This window comes from Pseudomonas sp. FW305-20 (genome assembly GCF_058788075.1).
Map to the genome: position 1 here is coordinate 96,230 of NZ_JBYTAJ010000009.1, position 16,914 is coordinate 113,143.

At 58.6% G+C, this 16,914-nt stretch carries 18 protein-coding genes; 4 read left to right on the forward strand and 14 right to left on the reverse strand.

Annotated elements, in window-relative coordinates:
- Window positions 1-111: 111 nt before the first annotated feature.
- Window positions 112-1,302 (forward strand): osmoprotectant NAGGN system M42 family peptidase, encoded by a 1,191-nt coding sequence (locus AC3WP4_RS10450; RefSeq protein WP_074878900.1) that lies wholly within the window; start codon window positions 112-114, stop codon window positions 1,300-1,302.
- 187 nt (window positions 1,303-1,489) lie between these two features.
- Complete coding sequence (locus AC3WP4_RS10455; protein ID WP_003199186.1) at window positions 1,490-1,717, forward strand: YheU family protein; 228 nt, start codon at window positions 1,490-1,492, stop codon at window positions 1,715-1,717.
- A gap of 4 nt (window positions 1,718-1,721) precedes the next feature.
- Here the strand turns inward: AC3WP4_RS10455 and csrA are convergent, their stop codons facing one another.
- The 3 genes from csrA to AC3WP4_RS10470 all read right to left on the reverse strand — a co-directional run bounded on the left by csrA (window position 1,722) and on the right by AC3WP4_RS10470 (window position 3,273).
- Complete coding sequence (gene csrA / locus AC3WP4_RS10460; RefSeq protein ID WP_074878902.1) at window positions 1,722-1,907, reverse strand: carbon storage regulator CsrA; 186 nt, start codon at window positions 1,905-1,907, stop codon at window positions 1,722-1,724.
- Window positions 1,908-2,060: 153 nt separating this feature from the next.
- Window positions 2,061-2,393, reverse strand: coding sequence for a YnfA family protein (locus AC3WP4_RS10465; protein WP_074878904.1), 333 nt, complete (start codon window positions 2,391-2,393; stop codon window positions 2,061-2,063).
- Between the two features lie 64 nt (window positions 2,394-2,457).
- Window positions 2,458-3,273, reverse strand: coding sequence for an SDR family oxidoreductase (locus AC3WP4_RS10470; protein WP_074878906.1), 816 nt, complete (start codon window positions 3,271-3,273; stop codon window positions 2,458-2,460).
- A 280-nt stretch (window positions 3,274-3,553) separates the two neighbouring features.
- On the opposite strand from AC3WP4_RS10470, the gene AC3WP4_RS10475 reads away from it, so the two are divergent.
- On the forward strand, window positions 3,554-3,712 hold the full coding sequence (locus tag AC3WP4_RS10475) for a DUF3309 family protein (RefSeq protein ID WP_173860449.1): 159 nt from the start codon (window positions 3,554-3,556) through the stop codon (window positions 3,710-3,712).
- Window positions 3,713-3,772: 60 nt separating this feature from the next.
- On the opposite strand, the gene AC3WP4_RS10480 is transcribed toward AC3WP4_RS10475, so the two are convergent.
- The 10 genes from AC3WP4_RS10480 to AC3WP4_RS10525 all read right to left on the reverse strand — a co-directional run bounded on the left by AC3WP4_RS10480 (window position 3,773) and on the right by AC3WP4_RS10525 (window position 13,605).
- Complete coding sequence (locus tag AC3WP4_RS10480) at window positions 3,773-5,866, reverse strand: LTA synthase family protein (RefSeq protein WP_102614813.1); 2,094 nt, start codon at window positions 5,864-5,866, stop codon at window positions 3,773-3,775.
- Between the two features lie 639 nt (window positions 5,867-6,505).
- Window positions 6,506-7,111, reverse strand: coding sequence for an START domain-containing protein (locus AC3WP4_RS10485; protein WP_074878910.1), 606 nt, complete (start codon window positions 7,109-7,111; stop codon window positions 6,506-6,508).
- A 41-nt stretch (window positions 7,112-7,152) separates the two neighbouring features.
- Window positions 7,153-7,407, reverse strand: coding sequence for a YkgJ family cysteine cluster protein (locus AC3WP4_RS10490; protein WP_074878912.1), 255 nt, complete (start codon window positions 7,405-7,407; stop codon window positions 7,153-7,155).
- A gap of 162 nt (window positions 7,408-7,569) precedes the next feature.
- Entirely contained in the window at window positions 7,570-8,037 is a 468-nt protein-coding gene (locus tag AC3WP4_RS10495) for a translation initiation factor 2 (protein WP_102614814.1), read from the reverse strand.
- An 88-nt stretch (window positions 8,038-8,125) separates the two neighbouring features.
- On the reverse strand, window positions 8,126-9,565 hold the full coding sequence (locus tag AC3WP4_RS10500; RefSeq protein WP_008146981.1) for an aminotransferase-like domain-containing protein: 1,440 nt from the start codon (window positions 9,563-9,565) through the stop codon (window positions 8,126-8,128).
- A 267-nt stretch (window positions 9,566-9,832) separates the two neighbouring features.
- Entirely contained in the window at window positions 9,833-10,645 is an 813-nt protein-coding gene (locus tag AC3WP4_RS10505) for an OmpA family protein (protein WP_102614815.1), read from the reverse strand.
- A complete protein-coding gene (locus AC3WP4_RS10510; protein ID WP_076028198.1) occupies window positions 10,642-10,998 on the reverse strand; it encodes a DUF4398 domain-containing protein in 357 nt (118 codons plus the stop codon). Before AC3WP4_RS10510 ends, AC3WP4_RS10505 begins: the two co-directional genes overlap by 4 nt.
- A 9-nt stretch (window positions 10,999-11,007) precedes the next feature.
- Window positions 11,008-11,844: a substrate-binding periplasmic protein gene (locus AC3WP4_RS10515; protein WP_102614816.1), complete on the reverse strand. Its 837-nt coding sequence runs from the start codon at window positions 11,842-11,844 to the stop codon at window positions 11,008-11,010.
- An 81-nt stretch (window positions 11,845-11,925) separates the two neighbouring features.
- Window positions 11,926-12,855 carry an electron transfer flavoprotein subunit alpha/FixB family protein gene (locus AC3WP4_RS10520; RefSeq protein WP_074878922.1) on the reverse strand — a complete coding sequence of 310 codons (930 nt, stop codon included), beginning with the start codon at window positions 12,853-12,855 and terminating at the stop codon, window positions 11,926-11,928.
- Window positions 12,856-13,605 carry an electron transfer flavoprotein subunit beta/FixA family protein gene (locus AC3WP4_RS10525; protein WP_024164570.1) on the reverse strand — a complete coding sequence of 250 codons (750 nt, stop codon included), beginning with the start codon at window positions 13,603-13,605 and terminating at the stop codon, window positions 12,856-12,858.
- A 549-nt stretch (window positions 13,606-14,154) separates the two neighbouring features.
- On the opposite strand from AC3WP4_RS10525, the gene AC3WP4_RS10530 reads away from it, so the two are divergent.
- The gene (locus AC3WP4_RS10530) at window positions 14,155-15,819 is read left to right on the forward strand and encodes an electron transfer flavoprotein-ubiquinone oxidoreductase (RefSeq protein ID WP_076028200.1); all 1,665 of its coding nucleotides are present in this window, start codon (window positions 14,155-14,157) and stop codon (window positions 15,817-15,819) included.
- A gap of 186 nt (window positions 15,820-16,005) precedes the next feature.
- On the opposite strand, the gene AC3WP4_RS10535 is transcribed toward AC3WP4_RS10530, so the two are convergent.
- Window positions 16,006-16,896: an AraC family transcriptional regulator gene (locus AC3WP4_RS10535; RefSeq protein ID WP_102614817.1), complete on the reverse strand. Its 891-nt coding sequence runs from the start codon at window positions 16,894-16,896 to the stop codon at window positions 16,006-16,008.
- Window positions 16,897-16,914: the final 18 nt, after the last annotated feature.

A 16,914-nucleotide genomic window follows, 5' to 3' on the forward strand; every position in this document is an offset into this window, starting at 1 on the left:
GGGAATGCAGCCAGGGACGCTCTGCGTCCCAAAAGCGGACGCGGAGCGTCCAGTGAGGCATTCCCACGCGGAGCGTGGGAACGATCAACGCTTAACTCATCAGGAGTTTCCATGACCAGCAACATTCCCGAACCGGATCTGAACTACCTGCAAAAAGTCCTGCTGGAAATGCTCGCCATTCCCAGCCCGACCGGGTTCACCGATACCATCGTGCGTTACGTCGCCGAACGGCTTGAAGAGCTGGGCATTCCCTTTGAGATGACCCGCCGCGGCACGATCCGCGCCACCCTCAAGGGCAAGAAGAACAGTCCCGACCGCGCAGTCTCCGCTCACCTCGACACCATCGGCGCAGCGGTTCGCGCGATCAAGGACAACGGTCGCCTGACCCTGGCGCCTGTCGGTTGCTGGTCCAGCCGTTTTGCCGAGGGCAGCCGGGTCAGCCTGTTTACCGACAACGGCGTGATTCGAGGCAGCGTGTTGCCGCTGATGGCTTCCGGGCATGCGTTCAATACCGCCGTGGATGAAATGCCGATCAGCTGGGATCACATCGAACTGCGCCTGGACGCCTATTGCGCCACGCGTGCCGATTGCGACTCCCTGGGGATCAGCGTCGGTGACTTTGTCGCCTTCGACCCTTTACCGGAGTTCACCGAAAGCGGCCACATCAGCGCCCGTCATCTCGACGACAAGGCTGGCGTTGCCGCATTGCTGGCGGCGCTCAAAGCGATCGTCGACAGCGGCCAAGAGCTGATGATCGACTGTCATCCGCTGTTCACCATCACCGAGGAAACCGGTAGTGGCGCGGCGGCGGCATTGCCGTGGGACGTCAGCGAATTCGTCGGCATCGACATTGCCCCGGTCGCACCGGGTCAGCATTCCAGCGAACACGCGGTGAGCGTGGCGATGCAGGATTCCGGCGGGCCTTACGACTATCACCTGTCGCGACATCTGCTGCGCCTGGCCAGTGACAACGAGTTGCCGGTGCGCCGTGACCTGTTTCGCTATTACTTCAGCGATGCCCATTCGGCGGTCACTGCCGGGCATGACATTCGCACCGCCCTGCTCGCCTTCGGCTGCGACGCCACTCACGGCTACGAACGCACCCACATCGACAGCCTCGCCGCCCTCAGCCGCCTGCTCGGCGCCTATATTCTGAGCCCGCCGGTGTTTGCCAGCGATGCACAACCGGCCAAGGGGTCGCTGGACCGGTTCAGTCATCAGATCGAACATGAGACACAGATGGAAAGCGACACGCGGGTGCCGTCGGTGGATAGCCTGGTGGGGCAGCGCTCCGAAAGCTGAGTCTTGCTTGAGATAGGCTGTGATTGAAAGATTGCCATCGCGAGCAGGCTCGCTCCCACAGGAGTACGCGGTCACCTGTGGGAGTGAGCCTGCTCGCGATGGCGTCAGACCAGACAACTCAAAACCCCAGGCTAGCCGCAACCTCCCATTCGCCGTAGCATCGCGCCATTGTTTAGCCGAGGTGCCTATGCTGATCCCCCACGACCAACTTGAAGTCGACACCCTCACCCGCCTGATCGAGGATTTCGTGACCCGTGACGGTACGGACAATGGCGATGACACGCCGCTGGAAACCCGTGTTCTGCGTGTTCGCCAGGCATTGACCAAGGGCCAGGCGCTGATTGTCTTCGACCCGGAAAGCGAACAATGCCAGTTGATGCTCAAACACGATGTGCCCAAGCACTTGTTCGACTGAGATCTCAGCGCCCTTTGTTTTTCGCCAGTTTGACCTGGATGCGGTCGTAGACCTCGGACCGGTGCACGTTGACGTTTTGCGGCGCTTCGACGCCGAAACGCACACTGCCGCCGTTGACGGCAAGAACGCGCACGGAAATGTTGTCACCGATGGAAATCAACTCGCCCACAACGCGACTGAGTACAAGCATGGCATTCGTCCTTCAGGGGTATCGGACCCTGACGATGCCCTGCACTCGGAGGGTCTTCAATGGGATTACGGCAAATCAGTCCCGCCCTACAGCCCCTTCCGAACAGTTCCTATGGAAACGTCTGACAAACCGGTTGAATGAAGGACCGATCCTTCAGGAAGCGGAGAATCGCGGGCCGAAAAGGATGACGCTAGCCCCGATCACACACAGCGCCACCCCGAGCCAGTCCGAGCCCAGCGGACGAATCCGCTCGACCACCGCCAGCCAGCCGATCGACGCGATGATGTAGATGCCACCGTAAGCGGCATAGGCGCGACCGGCGTAGGTCGCTTCGATGCGGGTCAGCAGCAGCGCGAACAAGGTCAGACTGAGCAGCGCGGGCACGACCCACCAGGCACTTTTCCCCTGGCGCAGCCACATCCAGAAGGCAAAACAGCCGGCGATTTCGAACAGCGCGGCGAGGAAAAACCACAGGTAATTGAGCATGCAAACGTCTCGCGAGGATGGCCGATGGCGGCCACCCTAACGACGGTATTGCGTACGGGCAAGTTCAGCCTGCGGTTTGTTTGGCCTTGGCGCGCATTTTGTCGGCCATGGCGGTCATTTCGTCGTAGAGCAGTTGCGGGTTCTTCTGCTTGAGCGCCCAGGCCATGCGGCCCTGTTCGTGAGGCAGGATCATGAATTCGCCGGCGGCAACGTGCTGATAGATGTAGTCGGCAATGTCGGTTGCGGTGATCGGCGAGCTTTCCAGCAACTTGCCGACCTGGGCTTTCATGGCCGGCGTCGGGCCACGGAAGGAGTCCAGCAAATTGGTCTGGAAGAATGACGGGCACACCACATGCACGTCGATTTCCTGCTGCGCCAGCTCCACCAGCAGGCTTTCGGACAACGCCACCACGCCAGCCTTGGCCACGTTGTAGTTGCTCATGGCCGGGCCTTGCATCAGGGCGGCCATCGACGCGATGTTGATGATCTTGCCTTGGCTTTTTTCCAGCAGCGGCAGGAAGGCCTTGCAGCCCTTGACCACGCCCATCAGGTTGATCGCGATCTGCCAGTCCCAGTCTTCCAGGGACAGTTCACTGAAAAACCCGCCCGAGGCAACGCCGGCGTTGTTGACGATGACATCGATGCCCCCGAATTTCTCGTCGCAGGCTTGGGCGAACGCGGTCAGCTGGCTGTAATCGCGCACGTCGCAACGCTGGATAAAACCGTCGCCGCCGGCTTCTCGAACCAATTTCAGGGTTTCCTGCAGACCGGGTTCGCTGACATCCGACAAGGCCAGCTGCCAGCCTTCACGCGCCCAGCGCAGCGCGATTTCGCGACCCAAGCCCGAGCCCGCGCCAGTGATCATCATGCGATTTTGCATAGCAAACAGCCTTGTTGTTCCGGGGAAGATGCAGCGAGTGTAGCGAAGGACTATGCCCGATCCACGCTCCATCAGATTGCTGAATGGCCCGAGCAAACCGTGGCAGCGCCTGAACCAACTTGTGCAATAAAAAACGAAATAAGCCTTTCTTCGAAAAACATTAAAAAAACTTGGAATTTTCTTTCATTCACTACAGTCGGATTTTGTAAGCAGCCCGGATTTACAGCAGCCCGGCTGACCGTTAAACGCCAGGTAATTCCAGAACACTTCCAACAAGGAAATAGATATGGGCACAATTCTAATCATTATTCTGATCCTCCTGCTGATAGGTGGCTTACCGGTCTTCCCACACTCCAGAAGTTGGGGTTATGGCCCGTCGGGTATCATCGGCGTGGTGTTGGTGGTGCTGTTGATCCTGCTGTTGCTCGGCAAGATATAAAGGTTTAACAGGCAAAAAAAAGAGGCCCTTTTCAAGGGCCTCTTTTTATTGCATCACGACTTAGTCCGGCGTGCCGTCAACCACACCGGCGGTGTTGTCGATCAGGCTTTTGGTCGCCGTTTGCAGGAACGCTTCGAGCTTGAGCTTCAGCTCAGCGGTACGCGGCGCATCCGGAACGATCTCGGCGTGAGGGGTGGCGCCCAGTTCGTACTGGTACATTTTCGGCGCCATTTCCTTTTCCTTCGGCAGCACCAGAATCTGATCTGCCGTGATGATGGCGGTGGTCTGCTCGCTACCCGACGGCTTGATCACACCGAAACCGGTGTCGCCTTCAGGCAGGTTGAGCAAATCGCGGCCCCAGCACTGATGACGCACTTCACCACCAATACGGCCCATGATGGTTGGCACGATGTCGATCTGCGTGCCCACGGTATGGTCCCGCTCGCCGAACTTTTCCTGGATGCCCGGTGCGATCATCAGCATCGGTACGTTGAAGCGGCCCAGGTCCATTTCGGTGATCTGACGCTCGTTGCCAAAACCGTGGTCGCCGACGATCACAAACAGGGTTTCCTTGAAATACGGCTCCTTGCGGGCCTTTTCAAAGAACTGGCCGAGCGCCCAGTCCGCATAACGCATGGCGGTCAAATGCTCGTTCAGGCTACCGCGATCGGTCACGGGCTCAACCGGCAATGGCGTCGGCAAGGCGTATGGCGTGTGGTTGGACAGGGTTTGCAGCAGCGCATAGAACGGCTTGCCGTTTTCCCGCGCCTTGAGCTCAGTCAGACCTCGGTCGAACATGTCCTGGTCGGACACGCCCCAGGTCGGATCGGAGAACACCGGGTTCACGAAGTCGTTGCGCCCAATGAAGTTGGTCATGCCCTGGTTGCTGAAGAAACCCGACTGGTTATCCCAGGCGAAGTCGCCGTTGTAGACGTACACGTCGTCATAGTCACGGGCACTGAGCAATTGCGGCAGGCCGGACAGCTTGTGGCTGCCTTCCGGCGTCTGCATCAGGTATTCGAAACCCGGCAGGTTCGGGAAGCAGGCCATGGTGGCGAACATACCCTGGTGGGTATGGGTGCCGTTGGAGAAGAAGCGGTCGAACATCAGGCCTTCCTTCGACAGTTTGTCGAGGTACGGCGTGATGTTGCCCGGTGCACCCAAGGCGCCAACCGAGTGACCGGCCATGCTTTCCATCAGGATCACGACGACGTTCTTGATCGGCAGGGTCTTGTCGGACGGCGGCGTGTAATCGCGACGCACGGCTGCGGTTTGGGCATCCACCAGCTTGTCGTCCGCCATCACCAGCATGTCACGCACCACTTTCTGCGCTTCAGGCTGTGGCAGGGTGGCCTTCCAGATATTGTCGCGATCTTCGGACATCCGGCTCTTGGCCGCGGCGACCAACGACAAAGTGCCGTTAAGGCCTAACTGGTTGGCGAAGTTCGAATCGGTGGTGTAGACGTCACCCCAACGCATTGGCGGGCCCTGGCGCAAGGTGCCACGAGCGGCGACCACGCAGACCAGCAGGCAGACGACAAACACCGCGATGCGTGAGTACCACGGGGCGACCTTGCGCGTACCGATACTGCCGCCGCTGAAGGGGCCACGAGGCCGGGTGGCGCGGTCGGCGCCCTTGAATGCCAGGGTCAGGATCAACGTGCCCACGGCCCAGGCCAGCAGGTAGCGAACCACCGGAAAACCGTACCAGAGCATGCTCATCACGGTTTTCGGGTCTTCTTTTACATATTGGAAGACCAAGCCGTTGAGGCGCTGGTGGAACTCGCGGTAGAAGTCCATCTCCATCAGGCCGAGGAACAGGGCGATGCTCGAGGCAATGGTCAGCCAGAACCGGAAGAATCCGCGTGCGGACATCGCCCGGGCGCTGAACAGCGCCAGCAGCAATGGAATGCTGAGGTAGACCACCAGGCGCAGGTCGAAACGCAGACCGTTGGCGAACGCTTCGAGAAAGGTCGAGGCCGGGGTGTCGAGGATCATCTCGCGGTTGTAAACCAGCAGCGCAACGCGCAACAGGCTGAACATGACCATCATGACCAGGGCACACAGCAGCGTGTAGGCCAGATGCGATTTGACGGTCGGTTGCAGCAGGCGACTAGAAGCTCGCTGCTGACTCAGGGCGTCCGGGTTTGCCATGTCGTTTTAGGACCCATTGGAAGTTGAAGTTTCAAAAAAATACAGCGGCGCCTTGCCCTCTGTTGGCCTGTACTCGGCCCCGGGGCTTGCGCGGTGCGCAAATGTTGCACGATCAAACGCGGCATTGCCATTGATTACTGTCCGGCATGCCTGGCGCGGGCGAATTGTCTTGGAGACGTTGTGAAAATTTCGTGCAACGTATATTCGGATACAAAATAAAGTCTCCCGCTCCGAATGCCCGTTAGTTTGATCGTTCCCACGCTCTGCGTGGGAATGCATCCCGTGACGCTCCGCGTCACCAGTGCGCAGGACTTACGCCTTGCGTCAACAGCGAAATGCGGAGCGTCCCCGGCGGCGTTCCCACGCAGAGCGTGGGAATGATCAGATGTACGCGCAAGCTTTGAGGAAACAGGGGCCCACGGAGCAGGACCGGAGCGAGGGCATGCCGAACCTGGGCGTGGCACCGACCGAAAGGGGCAAGAGCCCTTGGTTACTTGGGACTTTTCCAAGTGACCCGCCGTAAGGGCGGAACCGCCAGCCGCCGTTACCGCAAAAACGGATATGCCCCCGATTAAATAAACCGCCCCACCAAAATAGAAAACGCCCCAAACAAGTCAGGGCGTTTTATCAAAAGAGCAATTATTTCTCAGCGCGTTCTTTCAGAGCTTTCAAGGTATTAAACGGCGCATCCACCACAAACTTGTTGGCAACCATCGACGGAATGCTACCGCCCGGCTCGGTATGCACCTGATAAGTCACTTCAATCTGATCGCCCTTGGGCACAAACTTCCAGAACCCATCAATCTTGGTCACCCGCACAAAGCCTTTTTCTTCAGGAAGGTACGTCGGCACACCTTCAAGTTTGCGAGTCAGACTGCCATCGGCGCCTTCGGTGGTGGTGACATGCAACACCGAGTCACGCGCGGTAACCGGCCAAGGCGTATTGAACTGAGTGTAGGTCCAGCTCTGATTGCCCTCATGCTTAAGCAATTTCTGAGTCTTGCAGTCGTGAATCCAGGCACAGGCGCCAGGCACGTCTTCCTGCAGGGCACGCAGTTTGGCCATGGTGGTCTTCATCAGGGTGACGCCCTGGTAAGCCTTGTAATCGGAGCCAGCCACTTCACTCAAGGAAACCTTGATGCCGTCTTCGTTCTTGGCGACTTTCCAGTCTTCTGCCTGAGCGGCCGTGGAAGCCAGAAAAACCGTTAAACCACACAGCACAGCCATACGTTGCAGCGAACCCATAGTCTTATTCCTTATTGTTGAAAATCCGTTCGTTGAACACATCACGCCGCCGTCATTTCCTCCCACCAACCCAGCAATTTGATCGCTTCGTCACTGCTGCTCCCGCAGACTTCGACGTCGGCTTCGAACGCCGAACACACTGCTGGACGTTCCGGTTTGCCGAAAATGCCGCACAGGTTATCGACAGAGAGTTGTACGCAACGTTCTCCCGCGGGCTTGCCATTAGGCATGCCGGGGATCGGTGAACTGATGGAAGGGGCAATGCAACAGGCGCCACAGCCTTCACGGCATTTCATGACGACGAGCTCCTCGACGGGTGATGTGTTAAATGACGTGGCACAGAGTAACCGCTAAAACGTTTGTTTAAAATTGTCTGGGCCGGGGTTTTTCGCTTTAACGAGCGTGACTGACCAGTCTCCGACAAAGCGTCTGGCCAACAGGTCACGGACGGAAAGAAATTATCGCTTGAACTCGAATTCCAGGGCTGCGCCTTCGACCTCATGACGCTCTTCGTTGCGCAGTTGCAACTGCATTTCGTTGCTGATCAGCCTCCCGTTGAGCTGAAACGGGCCTGCCTTGTCACTGAACATTTGCGGCAATACTGCATCGTGCCGTGGCAACTCTACCGTACCGATCGGTTTCAGCTCCTCGGCCATGTCTTCGGGCAGGCTTAAATCCAGGTCGGCCGAAGGCAGCTTGGTTTTCGCGATCTCACTGGCGGTTTTGGACTTGGATGCAATTGGCGGTCGCTTTGTTGCCTTGGCCGCTTTCTTTTTGACCGGCGCGGCTTTCTTGACCGTTGCCGGTTTTTTCGACGTGGCGCTGGCTGCCGGTTTTTCTTGAACGGAAGCCGCCAATACACCTTCGGTCTGGAAGGTCATCAGCAGGCAGATCGATAGCCATACGGCGGGAAAAATCGGCTTCATGGACCCAACGGGGCAAACGGCAGGAGCCATATGCTCGCCTGTTGTACGCGACATGACAAGCTCGGGCAGGAATATCCTGCCCGCCCCCTCAAAAGCCGCCGACCATTTCCTGACAGAGCTGGGTGGCGAGCATGCCCAAGGTCATCAATGCACGTTCGGCTTCACGGTTCCAGGGTGTGCCGCAGTTCAGCCGAATGCAGTGGTTGAACTGCTCGGTGTTACTGAATATCAGCCCCGGCGCGATGCTAATGCCCTGCTGCAACGCACGAACGTGCAGCTCTTGCGTGTTGACCCGCCCCGGCAGGCTGACCCACAGAATGAAGCCGCCGGTCGGCCGGGTCATCTGCGTGCCTTCCGGGAAGTATTGCTGCACCGCCAACTGGAAAGCGCTGAGGTTCTTGCGGTATTCCTGACGGATGTAGCGCAAATGCCGGTCGTAACCACCATTTTCCAGATAAGCCGCGATGCCCATTTGGGTGACGCTGCAAGCCGAGTGGGTACTGAAGGTCTGCAAACGCTGGATTTCCTGCTGGTACTTGCCGGCAATCATCCAGCCGATCCGCACACCCGGCGACAGGGTTTTGGAGAAGCTGGAGCAATAGATCACCCGATCCAGCCGATCGTAGGCTTTAAGTGATTTGGTGCGACCCTGCTCGAACATCAGTTCGCCGTAGATATCGTCCTCGACAATCTGGATATCGAAATCCGAGGCCAGGCGCAGCAGTTGTTTCTGCCGCTCTTCGGGCATGGTGCCGCCCAATGGATTGCTCAGACGAGTGGTCAGCACCAGTGCCTTGATCGACCACTGGTTGGCCGCCAGCTGCAAAGCTTCGAGGCTCATGCCGGTGGCCGGATCGCTCGGAATCTCGATGACCTTGAGCCCCAGCAGGTCAGCCAGTTGCAGCAAACCGTAATAGGTTGGTGACTCGGCAGCGATCAAATCGCCCGGCCGGGTTAATACGCGCAGAGACATCTGCAAGGCATCAACGCAGCCGTGGGTAATCACCACTTCTGAGGGATCGACCACTACGCCGGCATCGCGCATGCGGATCGCCACTTGTCGGCGCAACGGTTCGAAACCCGGGCTGAACATGTAGCTGAACGCCCGCGGGCTATGGAAACGGGTGACTTTGGCCAGTTGCTGATGCAGCGCCCGCACCGGCAGGTAATCAACGCTCGGTACCGCCGCGCCCAAGGGAAACACACCCTCGCGGCGGGATTCGACCAGGACTTGTTGGATGATGCTGCTGCGGGTGACCAGACCTGGACGCTCGACCCGGGCGATGTCCGGTGTCGGCGCGGTCAGGGCCGGGGTCTGGTGCACGTAGTAACCGGACTGCGGCCGGGCGCGGATCAGCCCCTGATCCTCGAGGTTGGCGTAAGCCTGCAACACCGTCGCATGGCTGACATTGAGCTGCGAGCTCATCTTGCGCACCGATGGCACGCGCTCCCCCGGTTGATAGACGCCACGGCGGATGTCTTCGGCCAGTTGCTGAGCAATACGTTGGTAGAGCAAGAGATTGGTCATGACGCAGCACTCGATTTCACGGGCATTTTATTCTTGTGTGAAACAATACCGGAACAGTTTAGAAGTGTACTGGGACAGTTGCCACAATAGTCGACCGTACAGTGCAGTGTCAGCAAAAACTGTACTGTTTTTTGGCGTTGATCAGCAGGCGTAAAAAAACCCGGCGCTGACGGGCAGGCCGGGTTGTAGCAGCTGTCGAGTGAAACGAGGCTGCGATCTTTCCAGGCCCATTGAGTGTCAGGGGCAAGATCAAAAGATCACAGATTCCTACCGGGCAGCGCCGAGCTGGCCTTTTTCGTCAGAGAACACAATTTCCACCCGACGGTTCTGTGCACGTCCCCGCTCGGAGGCGTTCACGTCGACCGGATATTCATCACCGTAACCTTCGACCTGAATGCGTTTATCGTCGATACCCAAATCCATCAGCACGTCTGCCACCGATTGCGCACGGTCACGGGACAGCTTGAGATTTTCCTGCTTGCCACCGGTGCTGTCGGCATAACCTTCGATGCGCACTACGCGCTTGGGGTTGAGCTGCAGGAACTGCACGATCTTCAACACCACGCGGTTCGCCGAGTTTTTCAACTCCGCTTCGCCCGTGTCGAACAGCACATCGCCCAACGTCATCACCAGGCCGCGGTCAGTCTGAGTGGTCGCCAGTGCAACAATCTGTTCTTCGAGCCACTTGCCCTGCTGTTGCACGCTAAGCAGTTTGGACTCGCGCAGGGCCAGCTGCAGACGCTGACGCTCCAGTTCAAGCTTCGCCGCACGTTCTTCGTTGAGCACCTGATTGGTGTGTTCGCGCGCGATTTCGCTGTAGCGTTCACTCAGGTAAGCGTAATGCAGCACGTCCGATCCGCTGCCCCAATAGCTGGACAGACGATCGGCTCGGGCCAGCGACTCACCAGCGCGAATCACTTCCTTGGGCGCGATTCGCAGCACGTTGGAATCTTCCTTGACCTTCTGGAAGTCGGTACTGGCCTGCTGCAACGCGGCCTCGCTGTGCTGACCGGCACAACCATAGAGGCTGACGCAGCCTGCCAGGATCAAACCGCCCAAGGCTTTGGTCATGAGGCTCATTGGGCATCTCCCAGTTGCTTGCGCAGGCGAGTGATGCGGGTGTTGAGCACGTTCAACTGTTCCTCGCTCTTGAGGGTCAGAACCCGGGCTTCGGCCAGACGCGCGTCCAGCTCGGCCTGCTCAGCCCGCATGCGCGCGTTCTTGAAGGATTGGTCGTTCATGCTGCCCTTGGCGCGGTTGAACTTGTCTTCGGCCAGTTTCATTTCCGGCACGTCGGCGGCGGTGGCGCCCACGGCCTTGGCCTGCTCTAGTGCCCGTTCGGTCAGGCGCATTTGTTCATTCGGCGCCGGATCGGCTGCACAACCCGCCAGAGCCAGAACGGCCAGGGCAGCGAAAAAAGGTCGGATACTCACTAAAAATCCCTACTGTTTTGGGGTACTGACAGATGGTTGCTGCGGCTGTGAGAGCTGCGCCTTCCAGCGCTCGATGTTGCGTTGCAGCACGGCTTCCGTCAGTCCGGACGCGGGCAATTCTGTCATCTTTTTCGCCAGCTGTCCGCGCAACCACGGATCGTTGCAGGCGGAGTTGTGGGAAACCGCGAGGAACAGGCCGGGTTTGTCGATCGGTTGTGGACGGGCGATCAGGTCGTTGGCCAGATTAAGTGTCTGCGCAGCCGTCAAGCCCGAGTAGCGTCCGGCGAGGACAAATTCCACCTCACCCAGAAGCAATTTCTGAAAGGCCTGGGTGAGGTTAGGCGTACGTGCGAGGGTCAATTGCTGCTCGGCGAACACGCCAAATGCCGGTGTCATACGAGACTTTTCCGACAATGCGCCGGGATGACCGTGAAGGTCCTGCGCTTCGTTGTAGACCAGCGTCGAGTCTTTGCGGGTCCAGACCAGGTAATCGTTTTCCAGTAATGGAGGATGAATGTAATCCAGAGTGTCCAGTTCGCTGACCGTCAATGACGCATCCGCCAGCATGTCCATTCGCCCACTGCGCACTTCATCCAGAGCCTGGGAACGTTTGCCGGCGTAAAGCAATTCGACCTTGATCCCCAACTCCCCCGCCACTTGCTGCAACAGATCAGCACTGGCGCCGATCAGATGCTTGGGGTTTTGCGGGTCTTGCCACAGGTACGGCGGCGCGTCCGGGCTGCCAGTCACCACCAGACGCTCGCACTTGCCCGCAGCGACGGACAACGCCGGCAATACCGTCAGCCCCAGCAGCAATGACCAGCCGTAAACGCGGCGCAGATCCATGGCGACACTCTCCCACTCAAATCCGGAACAAAAAAAAAGCCCGACCAAAAGGTCGGGCTCTTTATAAGTCAGGCCGCTGGATTAGACCAGCTTCTCGAACTCAGGGATTGCTTCGAACAGGTCTGCCACCAGGCCGTAATCGGCCACCTGGAAGATCGGCGCTTCTTCGTCCTTGTTGATCGCAACGATCACTTTGGAGTCTTTCATGCCGGCCAGGTGCTGGATCGCGCCGGAGATACCGACGGCGATGTACAGCTGTGGCGCAACGATCTTGCCGGTCTGACCGACCTGCATATCGTTCGGTACGAAACCTGCGTCGACCGCGGCGCGCGAAGCACCGACGGCAGCGCCCAGCTTGTCGGCCAGGGCGTACAGGTGTTTGAAGTTGTCGCCGTTCTGCATGCCGCGGCCGCCGGAAACGACGATCTTGGCAGCGGTCAGTTCCGGACGATCGGACTTGGCCAGCTCTTCACCGACGAAGCTGGAGATGCCCGCGTCGTGAGCAGCTGCAACGGCTTCAACCGAAGCCGATCCACCTTCAGCAGCAACCGGGTCGAAACCGGTAGCACGCACGGTGATCACTTTGACCGCAGCGTTCGATTGAACGGTGGCGATGGCGTTACCGGCATAGATCGGGCGCTTGAAAGTGTCAGCGCTTTCGACCGAGATGATCTCGGAGATCTGGTCAACGTCCAGTGCAGCGGCAACGCGCGGCAGGATGTTTTTGCCGTTGGAAGTAGCGGCAGCCAGGATGTGGCTGTAGCTCTTACCCAACTCGGCCACCAGCGGCGCGACGTTTTCCGGCAGCTGATGCGCGTAAGCGGCATTGTCAGCTGACAGGACTTTGCTCACACCAGCGATTTTCGCCGCTGCTTCAGCCACGGCGCCAGCGCCCTGACCTGCAACCAGAACGTGGATGTCACCACCGATTTTAACGGCGGCAGCGACGGTGTTCAGCGTGGCCGGGGCCAGCACTTTGTTGTCGTGTTCAGCAATAACCAAGATAGTCATTTAGATTACCTTCGCTTCGTTTTTCAGTTTCTCGACCAGTTCAGCCACCGACTTGACCTTGATACCCGCGCTGCGTGCAGCTGGCGCTTCGACTTTCACGGTCTTGTTGGTAGAGGCGGTGGAAACGCCCAAAGCGTCCGGAGTCAGCACTTCGAGAGGCTTCTTCTTGGCTTTCATGATGTTTGGCAGGGACGCGTAGCGCGGCTCGTTCAAACGCAGGTCGGTGGTGACGATGGCCGGCAGTTTCAGGGAAACCGTCTGCGCGCCGCCGTCGACTTCACGAGTCACGGCAACGCTGTCGCCGCTGATTTCGACTTTGGAGGCGAACGTGCCCTGACCGTAGCCGCTCAGTGCCGCAAGCATCTGGCCGGTCTGGTTGTTGTCGCTGTCGATAGCCTGTTTGCCAAGGATCACCAGCTGAGGCTGTTCCTTGTCGACAACAGCCTTGAGCAGCTTGGCAACAGCCAGCGAAGTCAGGTCTTCAGCGGATTCGACGAGGATGGCACGGTCGGCACCCAGAGCCAGCGCGGTGCGCAGTTGCTCTTGAGCGGTGGACGGGCCGATGGAGACGACGACGATTTCAGTCGCAACACCTTTCTCTTTCAGGCGTACGGCTTCTTCCACTGCGATTTCGCAGAACGGGTTCATCGACATCTTGACGTTGGCGAGGTCGACGCCGGAATTGTCCGCCTTGACGCGAACCTTGACGTTGTAGTCCACAACGCGTTTGACAGCTACAAGAACCTTCATGGATTCCTCGTTACTCTCCGGTGAAAAGAAAGTCGCCTAGGCGAACCTGGCGGTTTGATGCTCATCGGCGCAAGGGCACCTCTAAAAACGCTGGCAAAGCTGTCAAGTGACAAGCGCTCACGATGAAGATGACCGTTCGTCAGTGGTGACTGACGAGTCATTCATTACCGTGGCGTGTAAACTGCGCGCCGGAACCTGCGCTGCGCATCACCTTGTACTGCCATCGCCCTGTCTTTAGAGGTGCTCTTGAAACCAACAGTCAGCCTACGGCGAGCGCAAAACCGACCGTATCTTGACCGGAACGCCTATTCCGGTCAATACGGCAAAATGGCCAGTCATAAGCCGCGTGACTTTGATTTCTCTGGCTTTGAGCCGATTCAAACAAACGTTTGTATTGGACGCTAGGAGTGGTGTAGATATAATGCGCCACCTTAGAGAGAAAGGTGGCTCATCGATTGTCCTCTTCCTGCATTGCGCAGGAATTCATGGATGCGACACCAAACCTCCAATTAGAAAAAAAACTGTTGAGCCTTGAGTAGGAGATAACCTGTGGAACGCGAATACATGGAATTCGACGTGGTCATCGTCGGTGCCGGCCCCGCTGGTCTTTCCGCCGCCTGCCGATTGAAGCAGAAGGCCGCCGAAGCCGGTAAGGAAATCAGCGTCTGCGTGGTCGAAAAAGGCTCCGAAGTCGGTGCTCACATCCTGTCCGGCGCCGTGTTCGAACCACGCGCCCTGAACGAATTGTTTCCTGACTGGAAAGAACTCGGCGCCCCGCTGAATACGCCAGTCACCCGCGACGACATCTTCGTTCTCAAGAACGCCGACAGCGCGCAGAAGATTCCTGACCTCTTTGTGCCCAAGACCATGCACAACGAAGGCAACTACATCATTTCCCTGGGCAACCTGTGCCGTTGGCTGGCCCAGCAGGCCGAGAACCTGGGCGTGGAAATCTACCCAGGCTTCGCCGCCCAGGAAGCACTGTTCGACGAGAACGGCGTAGTTCGCGGGATCATCACCGGCGACCTGGGCGTTGACCGCGAAGGCAACCCGAAGGAAGGCCTGTATACCCCAGGCATGGAACTGCGTGGCAAGTACACGCTGTTCGCCGAAGGTTGCCGCGGCCATATCGGCAAGCAACTGATCAAGCGCTTCAATCTCGACAGCGATGCCGACGCCCAGCACTACGGCATCGGCCTGAAAGAAATCTGGGAAATCGATCCGGCCAAGCATCAACCAGGCCTGGTGGTGCACACCGCCGGTTGGCCGCTGGACATCATGGGCACCGAGAACACCGGTGGCTCGTTCCTCTATCACCTGGAAAACAACCAGGTTGTAGTCGGCCTGATCGTCGATCTTTCCTACAGCAACACCTTCCTGTCGCCGTTCGACGAGTTCCAGCGCCTCAAGCATCACCCGGTGCTCAAGCAGTACCTGGAAGGCGGCAAGCGCATCAGCTACGGCGCTCGCGCCATCTGCAAAGGCGGCCTGAACTCGCTGCCGAAAATGGTCTTCAAGGGCGGCGCGCTGATTGGTTGCGACCTCGGCACCCTGAACTTCGCCAAGATCAAAGGCAGCCACACCGCGATGAAGTCCGGCATGCTCGCCGCTGAATCCGTGGCCGAAGCGCTGTTTGCTGAAAAAGACGGCACCGAAGAGCTGACCACTTACGTCGACGCGTTCAAGAAGAGCTGGCTCTACGACGAACTGTTCGCCAGCCGCAACTTCGGCCCGGCGATCCACAAGTTCGGCGCCATCGTCGGCGGCGGTTTCAACTGGCTCGACCAGAACATCTTCGGCGGCAAACTGCCGTTCACCTTGCACGACACCAAGCCGGATTACGCTTGCCTCAAGCTGGCGGCCGACTGCAAGAAGATCGACTACCCGAAACCGGACGGCAAGATCAGCTTCGACAAACTCAGTTCGGTGTTCATCTCGGGTACCAACCATGAAGAAGAGCAGCCGTGCCACCTGAAGCTGACCGATCCGAGCATCCCGATCGCCAAGAACCTGCCGCTCTACGATGAGCCTGCCCAGCGTTACTGCCCGGCCGGCGTGTATGAAGTGGTGACCAAGGAAGACGGCGAGAAGCGCTTCCAGATCAACGCCCAGAATTGTGTTCACTGCAAGACCTGCGACATCAAGGACCCTGCACAGAACATCACCTGGGTCGCACCGGAAGGCTCTGGCGGCCCGACTTACCCGAACATGTAAGTTGAATGCCTGAACATCAAGGCTCCCGAAATGGGGGCCTTTTTGTTGTCCGCCATTTACCCCACACCACAATCCCCCTGTAGGAGTGAGCCTGCTCGCGATTGCGGTGAGTCATCCAAAGAAGATGTCGACTGACCCACAGCAATCGCGAGCAGGCTCACTCCTACAAGGGGGATCATCGCCAACTTAAGCGGCGCGTTCGTCACCGGGATTACGCTCGAAGTAGCGCTTGTACTCGCGACTGAACTGCGACGTACTTTGATACCCGACCCGATGCGCCACCTGCGCCACACCCAGCCCCTCGGATAGCAACAACTGCTGCGCCTTGAGCAAACGTAAACGCTTCAAGTACTGCACCGGCGACAACAATGTGCTGCGTTTGAAATGCTCGTGAAAGGTCGACGCACTCATGTTCGCGCAACTGGCCAGGGTTTCGACGTTCAGCGGTTCGGTGTAATGCGCATGCAGATGGCTGAGCGACGCCGCGATCCGGGCGAACTGCCCCTGCTGCTCGACCAGCGCCCGCAGCACATCGGCTTGCGGCCCGCGCAAGGCGACGAACAACAACTCGCGCAATCGCGCCTGCCCCATCACCTGGCATTCCAGCGGATCGTGCAGGCAAAGCAGCAGTCGTTCAACACAACCGCGCATCGCATCGTCGAGCACCGCCGAGGTCATGGACGCTGGCGTTTGCGCCGCAATGCTACGCCCCGGCGCCAGCCCCATGGCCAAGACCAACTCACCGAGCAACACCCGGTCAATGGCAATGGAAACCCCTAGCATCGGTCCATCTGGCGCCGAAAACGTTTCGCACTCAAAAGGTACCGGCAATGCCTGAATCAAATAATGCCCGGCGCCGTATTCCAGCGTCCGCGGGCCCAGATACGCCAGTTTGCTGCCCTGGGCGATGATGACCAGGCTCGGTTCGTAAATCTGCGGGCCGCGAGCCACATCACAACTGGCGCGTAAAACCTGCACACCCGGCAACGCCGTGGGGGCGAAACCGTCGCGATTGGTCAAAGGCTGAATCAGCGAAACCAGCGTGGCATTGGCATCCAGATGACGGGTCAACAACATGAGAGCTCTTCACAAAAA

Bases quoted from the DNA above. Each gene is read 5' to 3' on its own strand.
- AC3WP4_RS10450 (WP_074878900.1), top strand. From the start codon at position 112: ATGACCAGCAACATTCCCGAACCGGATCTGAACTACCTGCAAAAAGTC.
- AC3WP4_RS10455 (WP_003199186.1), top strand. From the start codon at position 1,490: ATGCTGATCCCCCACGACCAACTTGAAGTCGACACCCTCACCCGCCTG.
- csrA (WP_074878902.1), bottom strand. From the start codon at position 1,907: ATGCTTGTACTCAGTCGCGTTGTGGGCGAGTTGATTTCCATCGGTGAC.
- AC3WP4_RS10465 (WP_074878904.1), bottom strand. From the start codon at position 2,393: ATGCTCAATTACCTGTGGTTTTTCCTCGCCGCGCTGTTCGAAATCGCC.
- AC3WP4_RS10470 (WP_074878906.1), bottom strand. From the start codon at position 3,273: ATGCAAAATCGCATGATGATCACTGGCGCGGGCTCGGGCTTGGGTCGC.
- AC3WP4_RS10480 (WP_102614813.1), bottom strand. From the start codon at position 5,866: ATGGCAAACCCGGACGCCCTGAGTCAGCAGCGAGCTTCTAGTCGCCTG.
- AC3WP4_RS10485 (WP_074878910.1), bottom strand. From the start codon at position 7,111: ATGGGTTCGCTGCAACGTATGGCTGTGCTGTGTGGTTTAACGGTTTTT.
- AC3WP4_RS10490 (WP_074878912.1), bottom strand. From the start codon at position 7,407: ATGAAATGCCGTGAAGGCTGTGGCGCCTGTTGCATTGCCCCTTCCATC.
- AC3WP4_RS10495 (WP_102614814.1), bottom strand. From the start codon at position 8,037: ATGAAGCCGATTTTTCCCGCCGTATGGCTATCGATCTGCCTGCTGATG.
- AC3WP4_RS10500 (WP_008146981.1), bottom strand. From the start codon at position 9,565: ATGACCAATCTCTTGCTCTACCAACGTATTGCTCAGCAACTGGCCGAA.
- AC3WP4_RS10505 (WP_102614815.1), bottom strand. From the start codon at position 10,645: ATGAGCCTCATGACCAAAGCCTTGGGCGGTTTGATCCTGGCAGGCTGC.
- AC3WP4_RS10515 (WP_102614816.1), bottom strand. From the start codon at position 11,844: ATGGATCTGCGCCGCGTTTACGGCTGGTCATTGCTGCTGGGGCTGACG.
- AC3WP4_RS10520 (WP_074878922.1), bottom strand. From the start codon at position 12,855: ATGACTATCTTGGTTATTGCTGAACACGACAACAAAGTGCTGGCCCCG.
- AC3WP4_RS10525 (WP_024164570.1), bottom strand. From the start codon at position 13,605: ATGAAGGTTCTTGTAGCTGTCAAACGCGTTGTGGACTACAACGTCAAG.
- AC3WP4_RS10535 (WP_102614817.1), bottom strand. From the start codon at position 16,896: ATGTTGTTGACCCGTCATCTGGATGCCAATGCCACGCTGGTTTCGCTG.